Source organism: Niabella drilacis (assembly GCF_900101395.1).
GTDB classification, from domain to species: domain Bacteria; phylum Bacteroidota; class Bacteroidia; order Chitinophagales; family Chitinophagaceae; genus Niabella; species Niabella drilacis.
On sequence record NZ_FMZO01000001.1, the window covers coordinates 612,109 to 634,356 of the forward strand.

Consider the following 22,248-nt stretch of genomic DNA (forward strand, 5'->3'; position numbering starts at 1 on the left):
AACGATCAGATGAGAACAATTTGCGGTAATATTTTATCCGGCACATCGCTGTTAATGATTGGGGCCTTCATGTCATGCTCCAAAGACCGTGGAGCGGGTAAGCCTCCAATTGAATTAAAAACCGTAGTGTACACTGCCGGGTGGGAGCTGGGCAGCAACAGCAAGCTCATTGCCAAATACTGGAAAAACGACGAAGAAACGCTACTCTCCAACGGAACTGCCGATGCTGCTGTCTATTCCTTAGTTGTCAATGGTAAAGATGGTTACGCTGCCGGGTTCGAAAGCGTAGGCGCTATAGCAGCGGCTGTGTACTGGAAAAATGACACCGCTGTAAGACTAACGAATGGGACTAAAGAAGCGGTTGCTACGGCAGTCACCATGAGCAATGGCGATGTATATGTTGCAGGGCATATGCGGAACGCAGACAACAGATCCGTTGCCACTTACTGGAATAGATCCGTTGTCCTGTTGGTATTAGGGCTATACTACGAAGTGAGGTATTTATGCTATACTATGCTATTGCTCATGCAGAGGAGCTCCCTGATTATATATCTCTTTATAAGAGCAAGGTTGTACTTCTAAGTGGCTCTTCTTTTAAATTTCGGGCAGTGATAAACAATTTGATTCCAGTTGCCATAAATCAGGCCGTCATTATGAGTGATATCGTCAACTTTAGATAGCACTTCAGGCCGGTTGTTATGCTATGCTCGGGAGGTATGAATATGACTTTTACTTTCAATAGCCTGCTCAGCCGGGAGGAAGCTGATTTTCTGCTTACTCAATAAATTATTGCCGCATTCGGGAAATGTTCCATAAACGTAATCATAACTTTTAGAAGCAAGGCCATAAAAAAAAGCAGGCGATCAGGATAAGGCAGGTCAGTGGAGAAAAAATAACGCCCTAAATTCACATCAGATATCAACAGGACTAATTTTTGAAATGGTGAATAACGATTGCGGAAGAATACATCGTTAAATCGAATATGAAAATAAAAGGTTGCTGCGCAGCACTGCGGATACACGTGTATCTGACGCTGCGTCCTTGAACAGGTATGCTTTATTAAGAAGTCTTCCAAAAGTAATGTAGTAATATGAAAAAAAAGATAGTTATATTTTTCGTTGTATTTCTGACAATGTTTGTAGCGCCCGGAGCTGTATTGGGGCAGGGGCTCAAAGGAACAGTAAAGGATATTAACGGGCCTCTTGAGGGCGTCTCTGTATCTATCAGAGACAACAGCAGCATGGGCACCTTTACCGACAAAGACGGGGTCTTTCGGCTGGAGGCAAAGCCGGGGCAAACCCTTCTCTTCTCTCATACCGGGTATAAAAATAAAGAGCTGTTGTTAAATGACATAGGGGAGATCGAAGTGGTCATGTCTGAAGATCGGAGGGGGCTTGAAGAAGTTGTTGTTGTCGGGTATGGCAAACAGAGAAAAATGACGCTGACAGGTGCTGTGTCATCGATTAGCGGATCAGAGCTGACAAAACAATTATCACCTGATTTCGGGGCGTCTTTAAAGGGATTACTTCCGGGTCTTACGGTGGTGCAGGGGACCGGGATGCCCGGTGACGATGATGCGGCATTATATCTCAGGGGTGTGGCTACGACTAACGGGGTAAACCCGCTGATATTGATTGACGGTGTGTTTGCGGAGATGAGCCGGCTACGCCAGCTGGATCCCTTTTCTGTTGCAAGCGTAAGCGTGCTTAAGGATGCATCGGCAACAGCCGTTTTTGGGGTGCGCGGTGCCAACGGCGTTATTATCATTACTACAAAAAGAGGAGAAGCCGGAAAAGTGACCGTCAGCGCTTCTACCGAACAAAGCCTCCAACAGATGGCTTACCTGCCTGACCGGCTGCCTTCTTACGAGTATGTGCATTTGCGCAATGAAGCATTGGCTAATGATGGAATGCCTGCAGAGTACAGCGCCGCAGATATTGCCCAATATGAAAGCTGGAAGACCGGGAAGCCAGCAGATTCTTACTGGTATCCGGATAATAACTGGGTAGCCATTTTGTTTAGAAAATACGCGCCGTTGTCCCGGACCAATGTGAATCTGAGTGGAGGTACAGAACGGTTGCGGTACTTTGCCAGCGTAGGCTATCTTACGCAGTCGGGTTTATTCAACGTGGAACCGGAATCTTATCTGAAATATGATGCGCAAACCAAAGTAAATCGCTACAACTTCAGGGCAAACGTTGATTTTGATGTAACAAAAGCCATAAAATTATATGCCAACCTTTCGGGCGATATAGAACGCGTAAACAATTCTAATCTGCTGAACGGACAATTTGGCTTTGCAACCTTATTTGTAAATGCCTTAACAAGCAGGCCAACCGATGTAGGGCCGCTATCCAAAGAAGGCGTTCCGGTGTATATGAACAGCGAGTTGCAGCCACTGTCTGCCGGCCGGATTGTGGCAGATAAATACGGCACCGGTTCTTCTTATGGTGATCTGAACCGAAGCGGATACACGTTAGGTACCCGCTCCGGTTTTGATGGAAAATTCGGGCTGGATTATAATCTGGATGCCATCACCCCGGGGCTCAAATTTGGCGCTTCGGCTGCACTTACATCCCTCGGCTCTACCCGGATGACGGCTTCTAAAAATTATGTGGTATTCAATTACCAGGATATTACACTGAACAACGAACCCCGAAGGGTGTATGTCGTCAACCGTGGAAATGAAACAGAAGATAATCCCCTGTCGCTAAGCAAGTCATCTGCAAGCTCTATACGGGTGAACCTGCAGGGGCAGTTTAATTATTCAAGGAATTTTGGAAAACATGCAGTAGGCGGCCTGGTTCTGTTCCAGCGGGATTATTGGGAAGCTGGTGAAGGATCAGGTTATGAAGCCCCGTATCTGCCTTTTAATATCATAGGTCTGTCAGGCAGGGCAACCTACGGATATGACAACCGTTATCTGTTGGAGTTCAATGTCGGGTATAATGGCTCTGAACAATTTTCTCCAAAGAAGCGATTTGGTTTCTTCCCTGCCTTATCAGGAGGTTGGGTGGTTTCTAATGAGGCTTTTTTAAAACAGGTACGCGCGATCAGCAACTTGAAGTTTCGTTACTCTTATGGTTTTGTGGGTAATGATTTGTTGGGTGCTTCAAGGTTCCTTTACCTGGATAACGTCGTAATAGGAGGCACCGGTCTTTACGGAGCTGACGTGCCAACGCTTGGCGGTGCCGGTAATAAGATTAATGAAGTTATGATCGGTAACCCGGATATAACCTGGGAGCGTGCAAAGAAGCAGAATGCGGGCATGGACCTGTCTTTTGTAAACGGGTTGTCATTCACCGCAGACTTTTACCAGGAAAACAGAACAGGAATCCTGTTAAGGCCTCAGACCGTGCCCGATGTACTGGGCCTGCCTCAGGACGTATTGCCGGTATTGAATCTGGGGGAAATTGATAACAGGGGGATGGAATTTTTATTAGGATATAAGAAGCCCGTTACCAAAGATTTTTCATTGAATACCAGTGTCAATTTTAGTTATAATAAAAATAAGGTGCTCTTTTATGATGAACCATTGAGAGGTGAAGATTATGTGTACCGCAAACGTATTGAAGGGTTTTCGTTGGGTCAGCAGTGGGGCTATCGTATAGACCGCTCCGTTGATCCGGCCAAAGGGAAAGATGGCTCGGGATTTTTTAACAGCCAGGAAGATATCACCAAGTCAGGCCTGAACTATTTAGTGGGTACACCAAAGCCCGGTGATTTTATTTATACGGATCAGAATGGAGATGGCATTATCGATGAAAAAGATATGGTACCCATCGGTCAGGCCAACCTGCCCAATATATCCTATGGAATGCAGGTGGATATTCAGTATAAGAACTTTGATTGTTCCCTGTTGATGCAGGGGGTGAGCCGGTCCTCAAAATATTATGAAGGCCCCGGGGTTTTTGAGGAAATGGGCTCTGCCAGTTTCTATCCCTGGCAACTAAACCGGTGGTCGGCGGAGCGATACCAGCAGCATGCGGTCATTAACCATCCCCGTCTGGCCACTACCGCTTCCTCCAGCCATATCGCTAACGATTACTATATTATGAATACTTCCTATTTGCGCCTGCGCAATGTGGTGCTGGGCTATACTCTCCCACAGCCCTTTACAAAGCGTTTTGCCAGGAGCGTACGCGTGTATGTAAATGCCACCAACCTGCTTACATGGGATCGTTTGAAAATGGACAGCTTTGATCCTGAGCAGGCCAATGGATTTGTGTACCCACTGATGAAAAATTATAACCTGGGTGTTAATATCAATTTTAACTAATTCGTTTAAATACTGAACAAATGATGCGCGCTGTATTTATTGTAATGAGTCTTTGCTGCCTTATTTCCTGTAAGAAAGCTTTAGATGCCACGCCTGATGGGAGAATATCTTACGACGATGTATTTCAGGACAAAGAAAAAGTGAAAGCCATGTTCAATACCTGTTTTGATAACCTGCCGTTGAAGGGGCTCAATTATTTCTTTTTTGCGAATAACCCTGTGGGGCTTTCTGATGAATCGTGGTATACAAGAACCGATGGTCCCCTGGCAGATGCTTATAACGGCAGCGTCACTGCGGCCAATAACAGCCTTGAAATGACTGGAGTGCTGGGGTTTCCCTGGGATGGCGATTATTGGGCTTCCTATTTTAAGCAGATAAGAAGGATCAATCTTTTCTTACAGAATATAGGCCAGGCAAAAGTGGAGTCAGAGAAGGAAAGGGAATGGTGGACGGCAGAAGCCCATTTGCTGCGGGCCTTTTTTTATATGGAGCTGATCAAATGGTATGGCCCTGTTCCACTAACCACATCTGTAATGCAGGTGGGAGACGACTATTCAAAAATTAAAAAGGCCTCCTATGCCGATATTTGCCGCCAGATTGTAGCGGATTGTGATGTTGCCCTTGCTTCTCAGAACCTGCCCTGGCGCCTGATCGATGGCAATCAGCAGAAACGGATGACGAAGGGGATCGCCGCTGCTTTGCGCGGCCAGGCAGCCCTTTATGCGGCCAGTCCGGCCAATAACAACGGAGAAAATTTATGGGAATGGGCCTACCAGGTCAATAAAGAAAGCGTAGCGTTGCTGGAGCAAAATGGCTATCAGCTTTATACCGACTACCAGGTAGGGGGCAATTATTCCAGTGCATACCAGGAGTATTTTGCGCAGAATCCCGATTATTCGGCTACGCCTAATGATAAAGAGACCATCATGGAAAACTTCAGGGCGTCGATGGACTTTTTTGACATACAAACATTACCTATTTTAGGAGGCTCCTTTGCCGGTAATGTGCCTACACAGGAGCTGATTGACGCTTATGACATGGCGGCTACCGGCAAGCCTGTACTGGATCCGGTAAAACCCTATCTGGATGAGCAGCACTTACAGCCCAACTATCTGCCCGGATCGGGATATGATCCCCAAAAGCCTTACGAGGGAAGAGATCCCCGTTTTTATGCGTCTACTTTTTATAATGGCAGTACCTATATTGTTGCGGGTTATGGTTCTGACAATATTGCTCCTATTGAAACCTTTGTGGGGGGGAACTGTGGGTTGAATTTAAACAATGCCAAGCATACCCATACGGGCTATTATTCACGTAAATCATACTTCACACTTTACTGGCCGGCTGTGTTTCGTTTTGCAGATGGTAAACCCCGCTTCTTCCGGCTGGGACGCTCTTTCCTCGATCTGGCGGAATGCGCGGCGGAAACGGGTAGGGTGCAGGAAGCTATGGATTACGTAAATAAGATCCGCCGTCGTGCCGGCTTTGCGCCCGCGGTGGATAAAGTAGCCGCTTCTGCAGAAGAAGCCCGCCGTATCGTAAGAAGTGAACGAAGAGTAGAACTGGCCTACGAAGAGGCACGCTATTTCGACGTACGCCGCTGGACACCCCGGGACCAGGATATGAAAGAAGAAAAGTTTGTTACCGGTATGCGGATTACCAAAAATACGGACGGTTCCTTTAAATACGAGCGCTTTGTACTGGGACCCGGAAACGGAGCGCCCAGTAAATCCAACTACCAGAAGAAATGGCATTTCTATCCCATTCCCCAGAAGGAAGTGATCAAGCTGGAAGCAGCAACGGGAGAAGTATGGCAAAATAAAGGCTGGTAATCTGTTGATGCAGCTCATTTGCAAATGATAATAAGATAAAAATGGAAATGACAACACATAAGATACGTACAGGTTTTATTGCACTATTTACCGGCACACTTCTACAGGCAGGCACAGCCAGCGCTGCTGCCGGTAATTTGCCCCGCACCATGCAGGATACGATACCGGTAGTGGAATTAAGCAATACAGATACTTCCGGGGAAATACTGCCGTTGCCTGTATTAAAGTTCAGCCCGGAAAAATATATAACGGGCGCTGTTGCCGGTGTACAGGGCGATGAAATCGTCAAAACACCGGCGCCGGGCCTGGCATCTGCCCTGGCAGGAAGACTGCCCGGGGTTATTGTAAAACAAGGTACTCAGCAACCTTATGCAGATGGCGTTTCCCTCTATATAAGAGGGCGCAGCACCGTCAATGGAAGCAATCCGCTTATCGTTTTAGATGGGGTGCCTTCACCATTGCTGGATATCAGTGTGATCAACCCGCAGGAAATAGCATCCGTTACCGTTTTAAAGGATGCAGCGGAGACGGCGATTTACGGATACCAGGCTTCTAATGGTGTATTGCTGATCACCACAAAGAAGGGACGGGGCCTTAGCGATAATTTAATTACGGCATCCGTGAACCATGGGGTGCAGCAGGCGGTTTCGGGTCCCACCATACTCCCTTCCTGGGAATATGCCACACTCCGCAACCAGGCTTATATGAATGATGGCCTCTTTAATGCGCTGCCTTTCACAAAAGCGGATATTGAAAAATTTAAGGATCCTGCGGCTAACAGGGAGGTCTATCCGGATAATAACTGGTACGGGCTTTTTATGAAAGACCAGGCGGTGTTAGACCGGTACAATGTTTCGGTGGGTAGCGCCGGCCAAAGAGTTAATTATTTTTTAAATGCGGGTTACCTGCGCCAGGGATCACTGTTGCGTACCGTAAAGCAGGAGCGGTATAATCCCGAGTATGCATTGCAGCGGTTTACCGTAAGGGCAAATGTGGAAATGAAAATACTGGAAAATTTAAGCGCGTTTTTGTACCAGTCTGTAAATATTGACCGGAGAAACCGGCCAACTACAAGTATGAGCAGCATCTTACAGAATATACTCACAATGCCGCCTACAGAAAACGGCCCGTTAGCACCCGAAGGGGACGTGATCGCCACACTTTACAATAATAACCCTCCTTATGGAGCCATTAATAAAAGCGGGTACCTGAGAGAAATGATTACTGATTACCATGGAACGCTGGGGGTAAACCTGGATCTGAAGTTTATTACACAGGGCTTAAGCGCATCCGGTTATATGGCATTTGAAACCAAGTACTATGGCACGCGCTCCGGCACAAAGGATTATCCCCGGTTTATCCGGGATGGTGTTGCGCAAACGGCAGATGGCAGAGACAGCATTATCTACAAGCCTTACGGGGAAAATACGGAAACGCCACTGGGGATGGGGCGGAATTCCCTGTTCGGCTATTTCCTTAATTTTAATGGGATGCTGAATTACCAGCGCGTCTTCAATACCGATCATACAGTGGAAGGGTTTGTAAATTATTTTGCACAGAACTATGTGCCTGTATACACAAGCGGGATGTCGATTCAAACAGTCATTCCGTATGACCGGTTGTCTCTGTCTGGAAAGGTGCGGTATATGTATAAAGCGCGTTATATCGCGCAGTTTGTAGCCGGGTATACAGGTTCAGACCAGTTTGCTCCCGGGAGAAGGGCGGGGCTCTTCCCTGCAGTTTCTGCAGCATGGATCGCTTCAGAGGAACACTTTATGAAGCCGGCGGCGCAGTGGATCGGCTTTCTAAAGCTACGCGGCTCCTTTGGTTTAACCGGTAATGACCAGCTGCCCAATCCCCGTTTTTCTTATATGGATAATATAACAGCCACTTCGGGAGGGCCCATTGCGGGCCTGTATATTGGTAGCCTGATCCAGGAGAATAATATCGCCAACCCCTTTGCTACCTGGGAAAAACAGCAGCAGCTGAATTTAGGGCTCGATGTGGAATTGCTGAAAATGTTCACACTTCGGCTGGATGCCTTCCGGCAGGCGCAGAAAAATATTTCCGTCCAGAGTAATATGGTGCCTTCTATGCAGGGCGTTCCTCCAGCTGCTTTTCCTTATATCAATACCGGTTTAATTGTGAATAAAGGGTTGGAAGCCGACGTTCGATTCGATAAAGTATTGAATAAGGACTGGAAACTGTTTCTTTCAGGAAATATCCTGTATAATAAAAGTAAAGTGGTTGATCTGGGAGAGCTGGATCTGTCGGGTAGTGGTTACAATTATCCGTACAGGTCAACGGGCTATCCGATCGGGCAACCTTTTGGTTACCGGATCGACTACAGTAATGGGAACGGTTACTTCAATAGTCCACAGGAAATTACCGACCGGAAGCCCGTGTATTCCGGGGCGCAGCCCCGCCCGGGAGATTTTATCTACCAGGATCTGAACGGGGATGGTACTGTAGATGAAAAAGATATGGCACCAATGGGCTTTACCTCCATTCCCGAACTGTCATATGGAGTGTCAGCGGGTTTCAACTATAAAAAATTGGATTTTTATCTACTGCTTCAAGGCGCTGGCCGCACCAGTGCTTACCTGCAGGGCATTGGAGTGATGGATAATAACGGGCGTGGAACCTATTTTCCCATACACCGGACGGCCTGGACCCCGGAGCGCTACGCGAACAACGAGGAGATCGGGTATCCCGCTCTTTCTACCCAGTCTTCATCAAGTACCCGCGTCAATGATTTTTTTGTAAACCGGCTTGATTATATGCGGTTAAAGACCGTGGAGATCGGGTACACTTTTACTCATATTTTCGGCAAATCAAGCGCAACGAACCTGCGCCTCTTTGGGAGCGGACAGAACCTGCTCACCTTCCACAAATCCAAATTTGACGGACTGGACCCTGAGGGAAACGCCTTCGCTTCCTACCCGGTTTACAGGACCTATAATTTGGGATTAAATATTCAATTTTAATGCAGACAATCATGAATAGAACGTATATGAAATACTTTCACGCCCTGCTTGCGGTTTATTTATTGGCCTCCTGTACCAAGATGCCGGAGTATGCAGATGGAAGGGTATCTTATGAAGAAGTGTTTGATAGTTATAAAAAAACGGCGGGATACCTGAATCTTTGTTATACAAAAATTCAGCCCTATGGCAGTTCCTATGCGGGGGGCGGCTTTCTGGCCGGTTACAGCGATGAAGCCTACCAGGCTTCGGAGATTAATAATAGCATGGAACAGCAATGGCACCGTGGGTTATTAACTCCGTTTTTCAACCCTGTTGAGAGCGGGAATTCCAATAACACCAACTGGTGGACCGGTAATTTTGAAGGGATCCGCTACTGTAATGTTTTCCTGGAAAATATTGATTCTGCTGCTGTTGCCAGTCAGACCATACGTGCCGGATATAAAGCCCAGGCCCGGTTGTTGCGTGCCTTTTATTACCTGCAGTTAATAAAGCGCTATGGGGGAGTTCCTGTTTATACAAAGCCACTTCCGGTTAATTATGATTATTCGGGCGAAAAGCGACCTTCCTTTTCAGAAGTAGCGTTGTTCATCATTGAGGAGTGTGATGATGTGTTAAAAAACGTTCCGGATGCTGCCATGGGCTGGATACAGGGAGAAACGGAATTTCAGCGGGGTATGTTTTATAAGGCCGTTGCTGCTGTTTTGAAATCGCAGGCTGCGCTTTATGCGGCGAGTCCTTTATGGAATGATGGTTCGGTAACCTGGGAGATGGCGGCGGGCTACACGAGGGAGGCATTAACGATCTGCCTTCAAAATGGTTTTAAACTCTATGATGTAACACCGCCGGTTACGAACGGGTATGATGCTTTTGATATTTACTTCCGCACCCGTTCGGATGTAAACCGGGTGCGGGATAAAGAAACCATATTTGAGTTGAACCAGCGCCTGCAGGTATACAACTACAACGGCCTGCCCTTTACCGCCGGCATCGTTTCTTCGGGGGATAATCCTTCCCAGGAGCTGGTAGATGCATTTGAAACTATCGATGGGCAGCCCGTATTGGATCCGGCGCGACCCTATTTGGATAATGATCACCTGCAACCCAATTACAATTCAGCCAATACACTTTATAATCCTGCAGACCCCTTTGCCAAACGGGATCCGAGGCTCCGGGCTAGCATTTACTATCATGGGGCTGCATTTAACCTGGGTAGTGCCGGTAGCAAGGTAACGATGGATGCGAACGGGAATGCGCCTATATCGGCTACCGATATCCGCAATACACGTACAGGATATTACCTGCGCAAATTTTCCAACTTTACTTCCGACCGGAATTCCAACAACGATGGTTTCTTCAAGCTGTACCGTTTGGCAGAGTTATACCTGAATTTTGCGGAGGCAGCCAATGAAGCAGCTTCCGGCAGCGCTCCGCAGGAGGCTATAGATGCTGTTAACGCCGTTCGGATACGTGCCGGGATGCCAGCTCTTCCTCAGGCCCTTTCAAAAGAAGCCATGCGTTTGCGGATACGGAATGAGCGCAGGATAGAATTAGCCTGGGAGGAACACCGTTTTTATGACCTTAGGCGCTGGAAAATCCTGAACGATAATGGTAAAGTGGTTACCGGTATGCGTCCGGTTGCCAATGGGAGTGGTGGGTTCACGTACCAGCGGTTCCTGGTTAAAAATGACCGGGCGGCGTTTGCAGACAAATATCTTATCTTCCCCCTTCCGGCAAATGAAGTCACCAAGTTGCAAAAGATTACTGGTGATAACTGGCAAAATCCCGGATGGTAAAACAGAGTAAAAATGGATCAACAGATGGGGTATAACGGATTTTTGCGCGGTTGTCTTATAAGTTGCCTGCTGCTGTGCTGTTTTTTCACAAGAAATGCCCGGGCTCAGGGCAGCCCGGCGATAACAGGACTGAAAACCGAATATGCAGACCGGCCGGTGGGGATGGATATTGCCCGACCGCAGTTCAGCTGGATGATTACATCTGTGCAGCCGGGAGCCCGGCAGGAGTCCTACCGGGTGCTCGTTTCAGATGATAGTATAAGACTGAGTAATGACGATGCCAATATGTGGGACAGCAAGCAAATTCTCTCTGCGCAGTCCACAGGCATTTTATATAGTGGCCGTGCGCTGAAAAGCCGCACCCGTTATTTTTGGAAAGTGCAGGTACGGATGGGGGGGGCTCCGGCCAGCCGGTGGAGCCCCATATCTTTTTTTGAAACAGGACTGCTGGACCCTAAAGCGTGGACCGGCGATTGGGTAGGATATTCCTTTGGCTGGCCGGGAAAAGTGCTTTATTTCCGGCATGTATTTGACTGCGCAAAGCCGGTGGCGCAGGCGCGCATTTATCTGGCTGGTATCGGTTATAACACGGTCCGGCTCAACGGGCATAAAGTAGGCAACCAGGTGCTGGACCCTGCCAACAGTGATTATGCAAAGCGTGTATATTACAGCACCTATGATATAACGGCGCAGTTACATAAACAGAATGTGCTGTTGATTGCAGTGGCCCCCGGCTGGTATGGTATGCCAAAGTTGAGGTTGCAAGCGGATATCCGTTATACCGATGGCAGCGTTCAGCAGTTCTCTTCCACAGAGATTCGGAGGGTTACATTAGGGCCCGTGGTAAGCGCGGGGGTGCTGGATGGTGAGCAATACGATGCACGCCTTGAAAAATTTGAGCAGTGGGATATTCCTTCTGATACGATTATCAAAGGTTTACCCAATCAGGAATGGGGATATGCGTTAACTGTAGAGCCGCCCGGTGGAAAAATGGTAGCCCAGCACCAGGAGCCTATCCGGGTGGTAGAAGCGTTTCATCCGGTTTCAGTGAAGGAAGTAAGACCGGGCGTGCAGGTCCTGGATGCGGGGCAAAACCTGGCCGGTTGGCTGGAGCTGAGAACACGGGCAAAAGCAGGTACCGGAATTGTAATGAAATTTGCTGAGACCCTCAACCCGGACGGAAGCGTAAACCAGGAAAACCTCCGCACAGCGCGGGCAACGGATGTATACATTGCAAAAGGTGCCGGTAAAGAAGAAATGTGGGAACCCTCCTTTACCTATCACGGATTCCGGTATATACAGATAGAGGGATTGCCCTATACTCCCAAACGCACTGATTTCAGCATAAAACGCGTGCGCTCCGATGTGGCGGAAACGGGGAGCTTTACCAGTTCCAGTAAATTGCTCAATGCAATTCATCAAATGGTGAAGCGTACAGAAGCCAGCAACCTGCACAGCATTCCTACGGATTGCCCGCAGCGGGATGAACGCATGGGCTGGCTCAATGATATGACTGTTCGGATAGATCAGGCGATCTACAATTTTGATATGTCGCGCTTTTATCCAAAATATTTAGATGATATCAGTGATGGGCAGGATGAAGAGGGACGTATAGGGGATACCGCTCCCTATAAAGTTGGGGGACGACCGGCTGATCCGGTTTCTATCAGTTATTTATTGCTGGCATTGAAATGTTATGAATATTACGGGAACAGGACCATTATCGAAAAACATTATGCGGGGTTTAAAGCCTGGGTAAACTTTTTGCAATCACAAACAAAAGACGGTATTCTTGAATATAGTTATTATGGAGATTGGTCGCCGCCGGCTGAGCTGGGCGTTTCCGGGGTGGGCTATGGTGCGGTCTCAAAAAATACACCCGGCGCGCTGATGTCTACCGGTTTCCTGTATTATTACGCAAAGCTGATGGAACGAATGGCAACCATTACCGGTCGTACCGGAGATGCCTGGAGTTATTCATCGCTGGCGAAAGCTACTGCGATCGCCTTTCATGACCGCTTCTGGAATGCTTCCACAGGGGGGTATGGCTCCAATAACCAGGCTTGTAATGCTTTTGCATTATTCCTGAAAATGGGTAATAGTGAGCAACAGGAACGTACCCTCCAAAACCTGGTAAAGGATGTAAAAGCACAGGGTTATCATCTCACCACGGGAAATATTTGTACCAAATATCTGCTGGAAGTACTAAGTGAACGTGGTCAGATGGATGTGGCATATAGCATCGCCACACAAACTACTTATCCCAGCTGGGGGTACATGCTGGAAAAGGGCGCCACCACGCTCTGGGAGCGTTGGGAATACCAGACCGGGAGTTCAATGAACTCTCACAACCATCCGATGATGGGGTCGGTGGGATCCTGGTTTTACAAGTACCTGCTGGGCATCCTTCCCAACGAAAATTCCCCAGGCTTTGAACGCTTTATCATCAGGCCCCGTTTTCCCAAAGATCTGGAAAGCTGCAATGGATCGTTTCATTCGGTAAAAGGAGTGATCCGCAGCGGATGGAAGCAGGAAAAAGGACGCATCCTGTTAAACCTGAGCATTCCTGCAAACAGCGTCGCAGAAGTATATGTGCCATCAGGAAAATCCGGGCAGATCATGGTCAATGGAAGGCCTTATAGTGAGAATACGCACCTGCGGTTTCTGCGCAGGGAAGAAGGCCGAGCCGTTTTTGAAGTGACCTCCGGGAGCTATGCATTTATTTCGGTTCAATAATTAAAAACAAATGAACGGAGTTTTATGAATACAATTTTTAAGACAGGTTACCTGTTGGGAGTGCTGGCTGTTCTTTTAACAGTAGCAGGTTCCTGTAAAAAAGATAAGCCGGCGCAGAATGGCCCGCAGGAAAAAAAGCTGGCGCTGGACCGGTCGGAGGCAATTATGGAGCAGGGAACAACCACAACGATCAAACCCATCTTTGATGATGGGGAAGTGACGATCCCTGCGGGGAAATACAGCTGGACCTCCGATGACCCGGCTATTGCTTCGGTTTATATGAACAAAGACTTTACCGTAACGGTCACCGGGCGTAAAATAGGCAGTACAAAAGTGCGGCTTAGTGCAAAGTATGGAGGGGGGCTGGAGCAGGTTTGCACGATTGTTGTAGAACCCCCGCCCTCTATATTGATCAATTTCGGCGATGGGGCCGCAGGTGCGGAATGGAACAGTGTAAAAGACAATATGCGTATTGACGGGTTTATACCCGATCTGCATACACAAACAGGCCGTAATACCGGCATCGCCCTGAAAGTAGAAAAGCGTTTCAACCTGCGGGGGGCAAGCGGCGCTACCAATACCGATACGGAGTTGAAAATGCCCGATGAAGTTTCCTTCGATGGCTATTATGGCAATGCAAAAGCAGAATTTTCGGGGGTTGTGGCTACTGAAAGCGTTATCCGGTTCAGCGGGATGGACAAAACTAAAAAATATCGGTATTGTTTTTACGCGTCGAGGATGGGCGTGGGTGATAACAGGGAGACCCAATACACCATTACCGGCAGTAACCAGGCCGTAGCAAGGCTCAATGCATCCGGTAATGTAAATAATATTGTTTGTGCCGGGGGCGTGCAGCCGGATGCAGGCGGGGATATCCTGCTTACCATAACCGCCGGAGAAAATAATAACAATGCTTTCGGGTTTTATTATATAAACGCGATGCGGATTATGGAGGATAAATAGTTGATGCATTTTGTGTAGTATGATCAGTTTGTTTATATTGATGAGTGTATGGGGGACACCGGCTCCGGATAAGGACAGCGCGGATAAAACACCGGAGGGCGGTGCATATACGGTGGCACACACAACTGCATCTGCACAACCTGTAGCCGGGATGCCTGAGAAAAAAGAAGGCACCCATGACGTAGGGCTGTTTTACTTTACCTGGCTGGGGCAGCATCCGGGTGGGCAAAAGGGAATCTATAATATTTCTCAACTGCTGCAAACAAACCCGGAAGCTCTGTACCGGGCCGATGACAGCAGGCATAGCCCCCTGGGCCAATATCATTTTTGGGGCGAACCGTTATACGGTTATTACAATAGCGCCGATCCCTGGGTCATTACCCGGCATATTGAGTTGCTGACGATGGCGGGTATCGATTATCTGATGCTGGATGCCACCAATAGTTTTTATTATCCCGAAGTAGTAACAACGCTGCTGGACCGGCTTTCTTTTTTCCGGAGCCAGGGATGGCCGGTACCCAAAATTGCTTTTTATACCAACTCTGCTTCCGGAACCACAGTGTCCCATATTTATAAACGGTTTTACGCGTCCGGAAAGCACGAGTCTTGCTGGTATAGCCCCGGCGGAAAGCCCCTGATCATTGGCATCACGGAGCATAACCGGAAGGCTTCGGATCAAACGCTGTCGGGCAACTTTAAGGATGTGGTATCAAAGGACCTGGAGCAATATTTCGATGTGCGGGAGGCGCAATGGCCGACGGGGATCTATAATAAAGCCGCTTTTCCCTGGATCAGCTGGGATTATCCGCAGCGGATCCATAAAGGAGGTGTTATTTCTGTTTCCGTGGCACAGCATGGCCCGGCAACCATCGTGTTCTCCGATACGCTGCATACCAAGGGCAGAGGCTATGATGTGCTGGCAGAAAAGAATACCACTGCGGGCGTCCGGTCCGGTAAAAATTACCAAAGCCAATGGGAAACGGTTTTTAAGAACGAAAAACGGGTCAACAATGTGTTTATTACTGGGTGGAATGAATGGGTCGCTATAAAAATGAAGAACGAAAAAGGAATCTTTTTTGTAGATGCCTTTAATGAAGCATTCTCCAGGGATATTGAAATGATGAAGGATGGATACGGAGATGATTTCTATCTGCAGACTATTGCCAATATCCGTAAGTTTAAGTACAACTATAAAGAGCGGGGGGGAGGCGGTAATAAGACCAGGATCCGGATCCTTGATACGACGCTGCACCAATGGAATAAAGCAGCTGCATGGTTTCAGGATTTCCGGGGAGACGCAATTCCAAGAAATTTCGCCGGTTTTGCACCTTCTGTTCACTATTGGGACAGCAGTGCCCGGAATGATATTGTCAGCATTAAAGTAACCAACGATAAAAAAAACCTCTATATTCTTGTAGAAACGGCCTTGCCGGTTACGGCTTATAACGTAACCGACCGGAACTGGATGAATATATTGCTCAGTACAGGTCATCATGAGCAGGATTTCGGGGGCTTCAGCTATATTGTCAATCGCAGGCCTGGCACGGGCGGAACCACCTCTGTTGAACGTTCTGTCGGCAGCGGCCGGTGGTCGGATACCGGGAAAGCCCGTATGCATATATGGGGGAACCATATGCAGGTATCCATCCCGCTGCGCATGCTTAAATTGAATCATCACGGAACGGTTGGAATAAAAGTAGCGGACAATGTAACGCGCAATGCCGATATTATGGACTATTATATAACCGGCGATAGTGCCCCTATCGGGAGACTGGCCTATTTGTATTCTTTAAATTAATTGTAAATGATTATGCATCGATACAGGAATTGTTGCTGCTTGTTACTGCTGATTCTGCTCTCTTGCGGTACAACAAAACAACAGCTAAAAGTACAGCAGCTTAAGGTTGAAGGCCGGAGCGCCTTTGTCGGCGTGCAAACGCCGGAGCCAAGGTTGAGCTGGCAGCTGCAGGCAGGTAAAGAAAAAGGAGTGAAACAGGTTGCCTACGAGATAAAAGTTGCCAGTTCCCCGGAACTGCTGAAGCAGGGCAACGGTAATATCTGGCATAGTGGCAGAGTGCCATCGGCGCAAAGCCTGGATGTTGTTTTTAAAGGGGCAGGCCTTAAGAGTGATGAAGACTATTACTGGCAGGTAACCGTATGGACCAATCGGGGAGATGCTGCAGTGAGCGATGTGGAGCACTGGCGCATGGCCTTGCTGGATACACTGGAGTGGAAGGCAAAGTGGATCGGGCTGGATACATTTTCCGTAACAGATGCACCTTCGCAAACAAGAACCCGTTTGGCGGCACGGTATCTGAGAAAAGAAACGACAACCACGAAACCGGTAAAGCGGGTTACGGCCTACATCAGTGGACTGGGCTTAGGTGAACTGTATATTAACGGTAATAAAATAAGTCAGGATGTATTGAGCCCTACGTTAACGGATTATAGCAAACGGGTTCCTTATACAAGTTATGATATTACCGGCCAGTGGAAAACGGGAAGAAATGCCATCGGGGTTATATTAGGAAACGGACGTTATTTTAACCTGCGCGATTTTGGGGGTAAACCCAGTCCCATTACGGGTATTAAACAGGTGAATTATGGTTTTCCCCGCCTGCTGTTACAGATCCGCGTTACGTTTGCCGATGGAACAACAACAGATATTGTTTCCGATCCTTCCTGGAAAGTAACGGATCAGGGGCCCATCCGTGCCAACAATGAATACGATGGAGAAACCTATGATGCCCGTATGGAACTTTCCGGATGGGATCAGGCGGGATTTGATGATGCCGGATGGCGGCAGGCGGACCCAATGGATGCCCCGGGTGGAGCTCTTTTTGCACAGGGGAATGAGAATATCCGGATCAATGACACCGTGAAACCCAGATCGGTTCATCGTACATCTAAAGGTTCTTATATCCTGGATATGGGGCAGAATATGGTGGGGTGGCTGCAGCTAAAAGTAAAAGGCCGGCAGAACGATACGGTGCGCCTGGTATTTGCGGAGCGGCTTAAAAATAAAGATACCCTATACCTTGCCAACCTGCGCGATGCACAGGTAACTGATACCTACGTTTTAAAGGGAGGCGATGTGGAATCCTGGGAACCCCGGTTTACCTATCATGGGTTCCGTTATGTAGAAATATCCGGACTGTCATCGAAACCCTCGCTTGATGATTTTACCGGTAAAGTGGTATATGACCATGTACCGTCGATCGGGCATTTTGAAACTTCCGATTCCACCATTAACCAGATTTATCACAATGCCTGGTGGACCATCCGGGGCAATTACAGGGGTATCCCTACGGATTGTCCGCAGCGGGACGAGCGGGTGGCCTGGCTGGGCGACCGGCTGATGAGCTCCTATGGCGAAAGTTTCCTGTTCGATAATGCCCGTTTCTATCATAAATGGATGACCGATGCAAAAGCGGCCCAGTCAGAAAATGGAAGCCTTCCGGACATTGTACCGGGCTACTGGCTGCAGCATACGGACAATGTTACATATCCCAGTGCTTTCATCATTATCCCGGAAATGCTGCGCAAACAGTTTGGCGATAAAACCTTCCGGGAGTATTATCCTTACATGAAGAAATGGATGCTGTATATGTGGAACACCTACCAAAAGGATGACCTGGTATTAAAAGACACTTATGGTGATTGGTGTGTGGCCCCGGACGAAGGGTCGGATGCCATCTGGACCAATGATCCGAAGCGGACCACGGATGGGGGCCTGGTAGGAGCGGCCTATTATTATTACTGTGCAACGCTGATGGAAAAGTTTGCTGCACTTCAAAGTTTATCGGAGGATGTGGTCTGGTTCGCCGGACTGCGTGAAAAAATGAAGAGGGCTTTTAATCAAAAGTTCTTTAACCCGCAAAAGGGATACTATGCTAATAATACGATAACCGCAAACCTCCTGCCGCTTACTTTTGGATTGGTGCCGGAAGAAAAGCGACCCGGCGTTTTTGATGAAATTGTAAAGGGGATCAAAACAAACAACAATCACGTCAACTCCGGCATTATGGGCATGATGTGGTTGATGCGGGGCCTGAGCGATTATGGCCGGCCGGATCTGGCCTATACCATTGCTACCAATCGCAGTTATCCCAGCTGGGGCTATATGGTCGCACATGGTGCTACTACAATCTGGGAACTCTGGAACGGCAATACGGCCGATCCGCTGATGAACTCCTGGAACCACCAGATGTTATTGGGCGATCTGCTGGTGTGGTATTACGAGTATCTTGCAGGAATAAAATCGGATGATGCGGAAACGGCATTTAAAAAAGTGATCATGAACCCGCTGTTTCCTGAAGGCCTGGATGATGTAAATGCCAGCTACCAATCCAGGTATGGCCTTATAAAGAGCCACTGGAAAAAGGATAAAAAGGAACTGATATGGCAGGTGACCATTCCGCCCAATAGCACAGCGGCGCTGTATTTTCCGGTACAGGATGCGGGAGTGATTGATGAAGGGGGAAAGCCTGTCCGGGACAGGAAAGAGCTGGTGATTAGGGGAATGGAGCAAAACCGGCTGTTGGTGGAAATGGGTTCGGGTACCTATCATTTCAGGGTACGGTTGCAGAAAAATTAGGAGCCTGGATGTGGGGGCGTTTATGCCTGCCGATGAGCGCATGTATTATCAGGTCTTTCCAGGTATTGTGGCCCTTGCCGGAGCAGGCCGGACGCGGCACAAAACAAAAAAATCGTATGGGGCTTTCAGGAAAAAACTTGCTCTTGTAAAGAAGATATGGACTGATAACGGGTATGTGTTACATCAAAAAGGGAAATAATAGTATGAAAAAGTGTAGGCGCCTGTTCTTGTATTGCTTGTTTTTTTTGTTTGCAGCCGGCCCTGCGCAAGCGGGGTCCGGTGGCAAAACTGGAGCAGGGGGTACGGTTGTTTTATACGATAATGTATTTAATGAAAAGGGGAAAAATCCGGAGATCATTTTACCGGCGTCCGGCATCCATTTTGCGAAAGGCGGATTACAACTGACAGGCAGAGGGCAGCTGGTCCGGCTGAATAAGTATTATTCCCTTGCTGCACGCCTGGTGCGCTATCATGTGTGTTTTTCGGCAGATGCCAGGGCCGTTTTTCAAAGCGACCAGGGAGATTTTAAAGCCTATGTGGATATGGTGCATAAAAGCATTAGCATCCAGACAAAGCCGGAGACAAGGAAACAGGTGTCTTTTCTAAATCCGGGTCATGATTACCTCGTGGAAGTGCACAGAGATTACCAGGCAGCAATGTTCAAACTCATCGATTTGCATACCGGTGCATCAGATAGTATTACTGTAACGATGGATGGTACGGGGGGAGAAAGAGCCGGTGCGGTAGGACCAGGGTTTTCTGTAGGACTTCAGCACGACTATTACAGCTTCGGTTTGCTGGAAGGGGCGGGGATCTGTGTAAAACAGATGACCGTGCTTTCGAAAGCATGTAACCTGCTCCTACTTATATATGGCGATTCAATTACAGAACCGGAGGGCTATTTCCCTACTGCTGATTTTCCGGCTTCCTGGACACAGCTTGTCCGGCAGCAGATACGCGGAAAAGTGGTAACCAGCGGAAGAGGCGGTTGTACCATTAAAGAAGTACTGGAACGGATCAAAAATGAACTCCCCTTTGTAAAGGCAAAATATGTAATGATAACCATCGGCACCAACGGGGGAAATACAGAGCAGAACCTCAGCACCCTGGTGGAATATATACGCTCACAGGGAGCCATACCCATCCTCAACAATATTCCGGCCAATGAAAGTGGGAGCCAGGTGCCGGTTAATGCGGTCATTGAAAAAGTGCGTCAAAAATACAAAATAAAAGGAGCGCGGTTTGATAAAGCTACTTCGTTACATTTTGATGGCGCTGTGGTGGACAAAATCACTATGTGGCATGAAGATTACGACTTTGGACAGATCTATCATCACCCTAATGTGAAGGGTTCCCGGCTGATGTACCTGCAAACACTGACAGATATTCCTGAAATTTATGAGTAAGCTAAAATGGTTGATCTTATCGGGCTGGCTGATGATCGCTTTCATAGCTCCGGCTCAAAAGAAAATGGTGCCGGTGTACCAGGTACCTGGCGGTAAGATTTACGTAAGTACACAAACGGATCCCGGTTACGCTTTTGATTCAGCCCGGTACACGATATTTATTCCCGATAGTATGCCTTTTCTGAATGGCGTTTTTATACATCAGCATGGCTGCACTATGGAAGGAACAGGCGCTGCTACAGCTTTTGATCTCCAGTACCAGGCCTTTGCAAAAAAATGGAACTTAGCGCTTGTTGGCCCCGATCTGTACGCTGCAAAGGGAAATTGCCGCAACTGGAGAGATGCGGAGTCGGGATCGGGTGCAGCCCTGATCAAAACCTTAGCAGAAATGGGCAGGATCTCCGGTTACAAAGAACTGGCCAACCTGCCCTGGCTGCTTTGGGGGCACTCCGGCGGCGGCTATTGGGCCCTGTCTATGCTCAAACAGTATCCTGAAAGAATCCTGGCGGTATTTGGATACTCGCCGTCTGTTCAGCCGGGTACATACCCCGCGGCGGCACTCAAAGTACCGGTGCTGCTTCGCCATGCAGGTCCGGCAGGAGATGCCTGTTGCTGGCGGGCATCAATTAATGAGTTTCATAAGTTACGCTCAGCAAACGGATATGCCGGCATTGCCTGTACGCCCTACCAGAGTCATAACTTTAGTTACGTCCGGTATATGGCGATCCCGTTTTATGAAGCGGTGCTGCGGCAACGGCTTCCATCCAGGCCTGGAGCAGGATACGCTGCGATGAACCCTGTAGACCGTTCTAAGGCATGGCTGGGCGACACGCTGCATTACAATATTTATCCGGAACAAGTCTTTCCCGGTGATAGGCGGAGCGCGGCATGGTTCCCGGATGCTGCAACAGCTGCCTGCTGGAGGGAATATGTGATCACAGGCACTGTTATTGACCGTACGCCGCCACCCGCTCCCTATCACCTGAAAGGAATGCAGGTGCATGGCGATTCTATAGTATTAAGTTGGAAAGCGGCTGCTGATATAGAATCAGGTATTAGTCATTTTAATATTTATAGGAATGACCGGCTGATCGCTCGGTTTCCTGCCACAAAGGCCTATCAGCAATTTGATACCAATGGGGATAATGCTTATCCCCTTGAGTTGCCCGAAATGAGACAGGTGATTCATTATCCTGTAAATGACGGCGGAAAACTATCGGTCAGCACTGTAAACCTTTTTGGACTGGAATCAGTCGGCACCGCATTGTCTAAGGAATGATTTTATGATAAGGATGGGCGCAAGGTCAGGGAGAAAGGATACTTTTTGTTTTTCGGCAGACCCTGGAATGATTGTTTGTGCAGTCAATACACCCATTTCATGAAAGTTGAAAGAAATGGTCGCGATCCCGTTTAAGATTACTCTTTTAAATGGCATTTCATTATAGGAGATGATACCGGCCTGCGTTCCTGTTTTTAAAAATGTAGACTGGGTTTTTTCAATCAGCGTAACCTGGTATTCTTCAATTATATTGGCATATGCATCACCCGGTTTTATTGGTTCGTTTCCAATATTGTTTATGATCCTGTAGGAAAAAGCGTTGCCCGGCAAAAGCGGATGCAACCCATTTTGATTTCTTTGGGGTAACAGCTGTTGT

12 protein-coding genes are annotated in these 22,248 nt (G+C 48.0%); 11 read left to right on the forward strand and 1 reads right to left on the reverse strand.

Features of this window, described 5'->3' with window-relative positions:
- Positions 1-9 precede the first annotated feature (9 nt).
- From BLS44_RS02670 to BLS44_RS02720, 11 genes are all read left to right on the forward strand, one after another.
- The gene (locus BLS44_RS02670) at positions 10-582 is read left to right on the forward strand and encodes a hypothetical protein (protein ID WP_143019637.1); all 573 of its coding nucleotides are present in this window, start codon (positions 10-12) and stop codon (positions 580-582) included.
- A 508-nt stretch (positions 583-1,090) separates the two neighbouring features.
- A complete protein-coding gene (locus BLS44_RS02675) occupies positions 1,091-4,279 on the forward strand; it encodes a SusC/RagA family TonB-linked outer membrane protein (RefSeq protein WP_090388450.1) in 3,189 nt (1,062 codons plus the stop codon).
- 20 nt (positions 4,280-4,299) lie between these two features.
- Positions 4,300-6,111, forward strand: a complete 1,812-nt coding sequence (locus tag BLS44_RS02680; RefSeq protein WP_090388451.1) for a RagB/SusD family nutrient uptake outer membrane protein — start codon at positions 4,300-4,302, stop codon at positions 6,109-6,111.
- A gap of 41 nt (positions 6,112-6,152) precedes the next feature.
- Positions 6,153-9,098, forward strand: a complete 2,946-nt coding sequence (locus tag BLS44_RS02685; RefSeq protein ID WP_090388452.1) for a SusC/RagA family TonB-linked outer membrane protein — start codon at positions 6,153-6,155, stop codon at positions 9,096-9,098.
- A gap of 26 nt (positions 9,099-9,124) precedes the next feature.
- Positions 9,125-10,891, forward strand: a complete 1,767-nt coding sequence (locus tag BLS44_RS02690) for a RagB/SusD family nutrient uptake outer membrane protein (RefSeq protein ID WP_218127676.1) — start codon at positions 9,125-9,127, stop codon at positions 10,889-10,891.
- A 12-nt stretch (positions 10,892-10,903) separates the two neighbouring features.
- Positions 10,904-13,627, forward strand: coding sequence for an alpha-L-rhamnosidase (locus BLS44_RS02695; protein ID WP_090388453.1), 2,724 nt, complete (start codon positions 10,904-10,906; stop codon positions 13,625-13,627).
- A gap of 24 nt (positions 13,628-13,651) precedes the next feature.
- Positions 13,652-14,590 carry a hypothetical protein gene (locus BLS44_RS02700; RefSeq protein WP_090388454.1) on the forward strand — a complete coding sequence of 313 codons (939 nt, stop codon included), beginning with the start codon at positions 13,652-13,654 and terminating at the stop codon, positions 14,588-14,590.
- Between the two features lie 19 nt (positions 14,591-14,609).
- Positions 14,610-16,388, forward strand: coding sequence for a hypothetical protein (locus tag BLS44_RS02705; protein WP_090388455.1), 1,779 nt, complete (start codon positions 14,610-14,612; stop codon positions 16,386-16,388).
- 39 nt (positions 16,389-16,427) lie between these two features.
- Positions 16,428-19,187 (forward strand): alpha-L-rhamnosidase, encoded by a 2,760-nt coding sequence (locus BLS44_RS02710; RefSeq protein ID WP_176954286.1) that lies wholly within the window; start codon positions 16,428-16,430, stop codon positions 19,185-19,187.
- A gap of 203 nt (positions 19,188-19,390) precedes the next feature.
- Entirely contained in the window at positions 19,391-20,593 is a 1,203-nt protein-coding gene (locus tag BLS44_RS02715) for an SGNH/GDSL hydrolase family protein (protein WP_090388627.1), read from the forward strand.
- The gene (locus tag BLS44_RS02720; RefSeq protein ID WP_090388457.1) at positions 20,586-21,872 is read left to right on the forward strand and encodes an alpha/beta hydrolase; all 1,287 of its coding nucleotides are present in this window, start codon (positions 20,586-20,588) and stop codon (positions 21,870-21,872) included. The genes BLS44_RS02715 and BLS44_RS02720 overlap by 8 nt, the downstream gene beginning before the upstream one ends.
- Here the strand turns inward: BLS44_RS02720 and BLS44_RS26425 are convergent.
- Positions 21,843-22,214: a hypothetical protein gene (locus BLS44_RS26425; protein WP_090388458.1), complete on the reverse strand. Its 372-nt coding sequence runs from the start codon at positions 22,212-22,214 to the stop codon at positions 21,843-21,845. The two genes, BLS44_RS02720 and BLS44_RS26425, sit on opposite strands and share 30 nt — an antisense overlap.
- Positions 22,215-22,248 lie beyond the last annotated feature (34 nt).

Coding starts and splice junctions, on each gene's coding strand:
- BLS44_RS02675 (WP_090388450.1), top strand. CDS start 1,091: ATGAAAAAAAAGATAGTTATATTTTTCGTTGTATTTCTGACAATGTTT.
- BLS44_RS02680 (WP_090388451.1), top strand. CDS start 4,300: ATGATGCGCGCTGTATTTATTGTAATGAGTCTTTGCTGCCTTATTTCC.
- BLS44_RS02690 (WP_218127676.1), top strand. CDS start 9,125: ATGAAATACTTTCACGCCCTGCTTGCGGTTTATTTATTGGCCTCCTGT.
- BLS44_RS02685 (WP_090388452.1), top strand. CDS start 6,153: ATGGAAATGACAACACATAAGATACGTACAGGTTTTATTGCACTATTT.
- BLS44_RS02695 (WP_090388453.1), top strand. CDS start 10,904: ATGGATCAACAGATGGGGTATAACGGATTTTTGCGCGGTTGTCTTATA.
- BLS44_RS02670 (WP_143019637.1), top strand. CDS start 10: ATGAGAACAATTTGCGGTAATATTTTATCCGGCACATCGCTGTTAATG.
- BLS44_RS02715 (WP_090388627.1), top strand. CDS start 19,391: ATGAAAAAGTGTAGGCGCCTGTTCTTGTATTGCTTGTTTTTTTTGTTT.
- BLS44_RS02720 (WP_090388457.1), top strand. CDS start 20,586: ATGAGTAAGCTAAAATGGTTGATCTTATCGGGCTGGCTGATGATCGCT.
- BLS44_RS02705 (WP_090388455.1), top strand. CDS start 14,610: ATGATCAGTTTGTTTATATTGATGAGTGTATGGGGGACACCGGCTCCG.
- BLS44_RS02700 (WP_090388454.1), top strand. CDS start 13,652: ATGAATACAATTTTTAAGACAGGTTACCTGTTGGGAGTGCTGGCTGTT.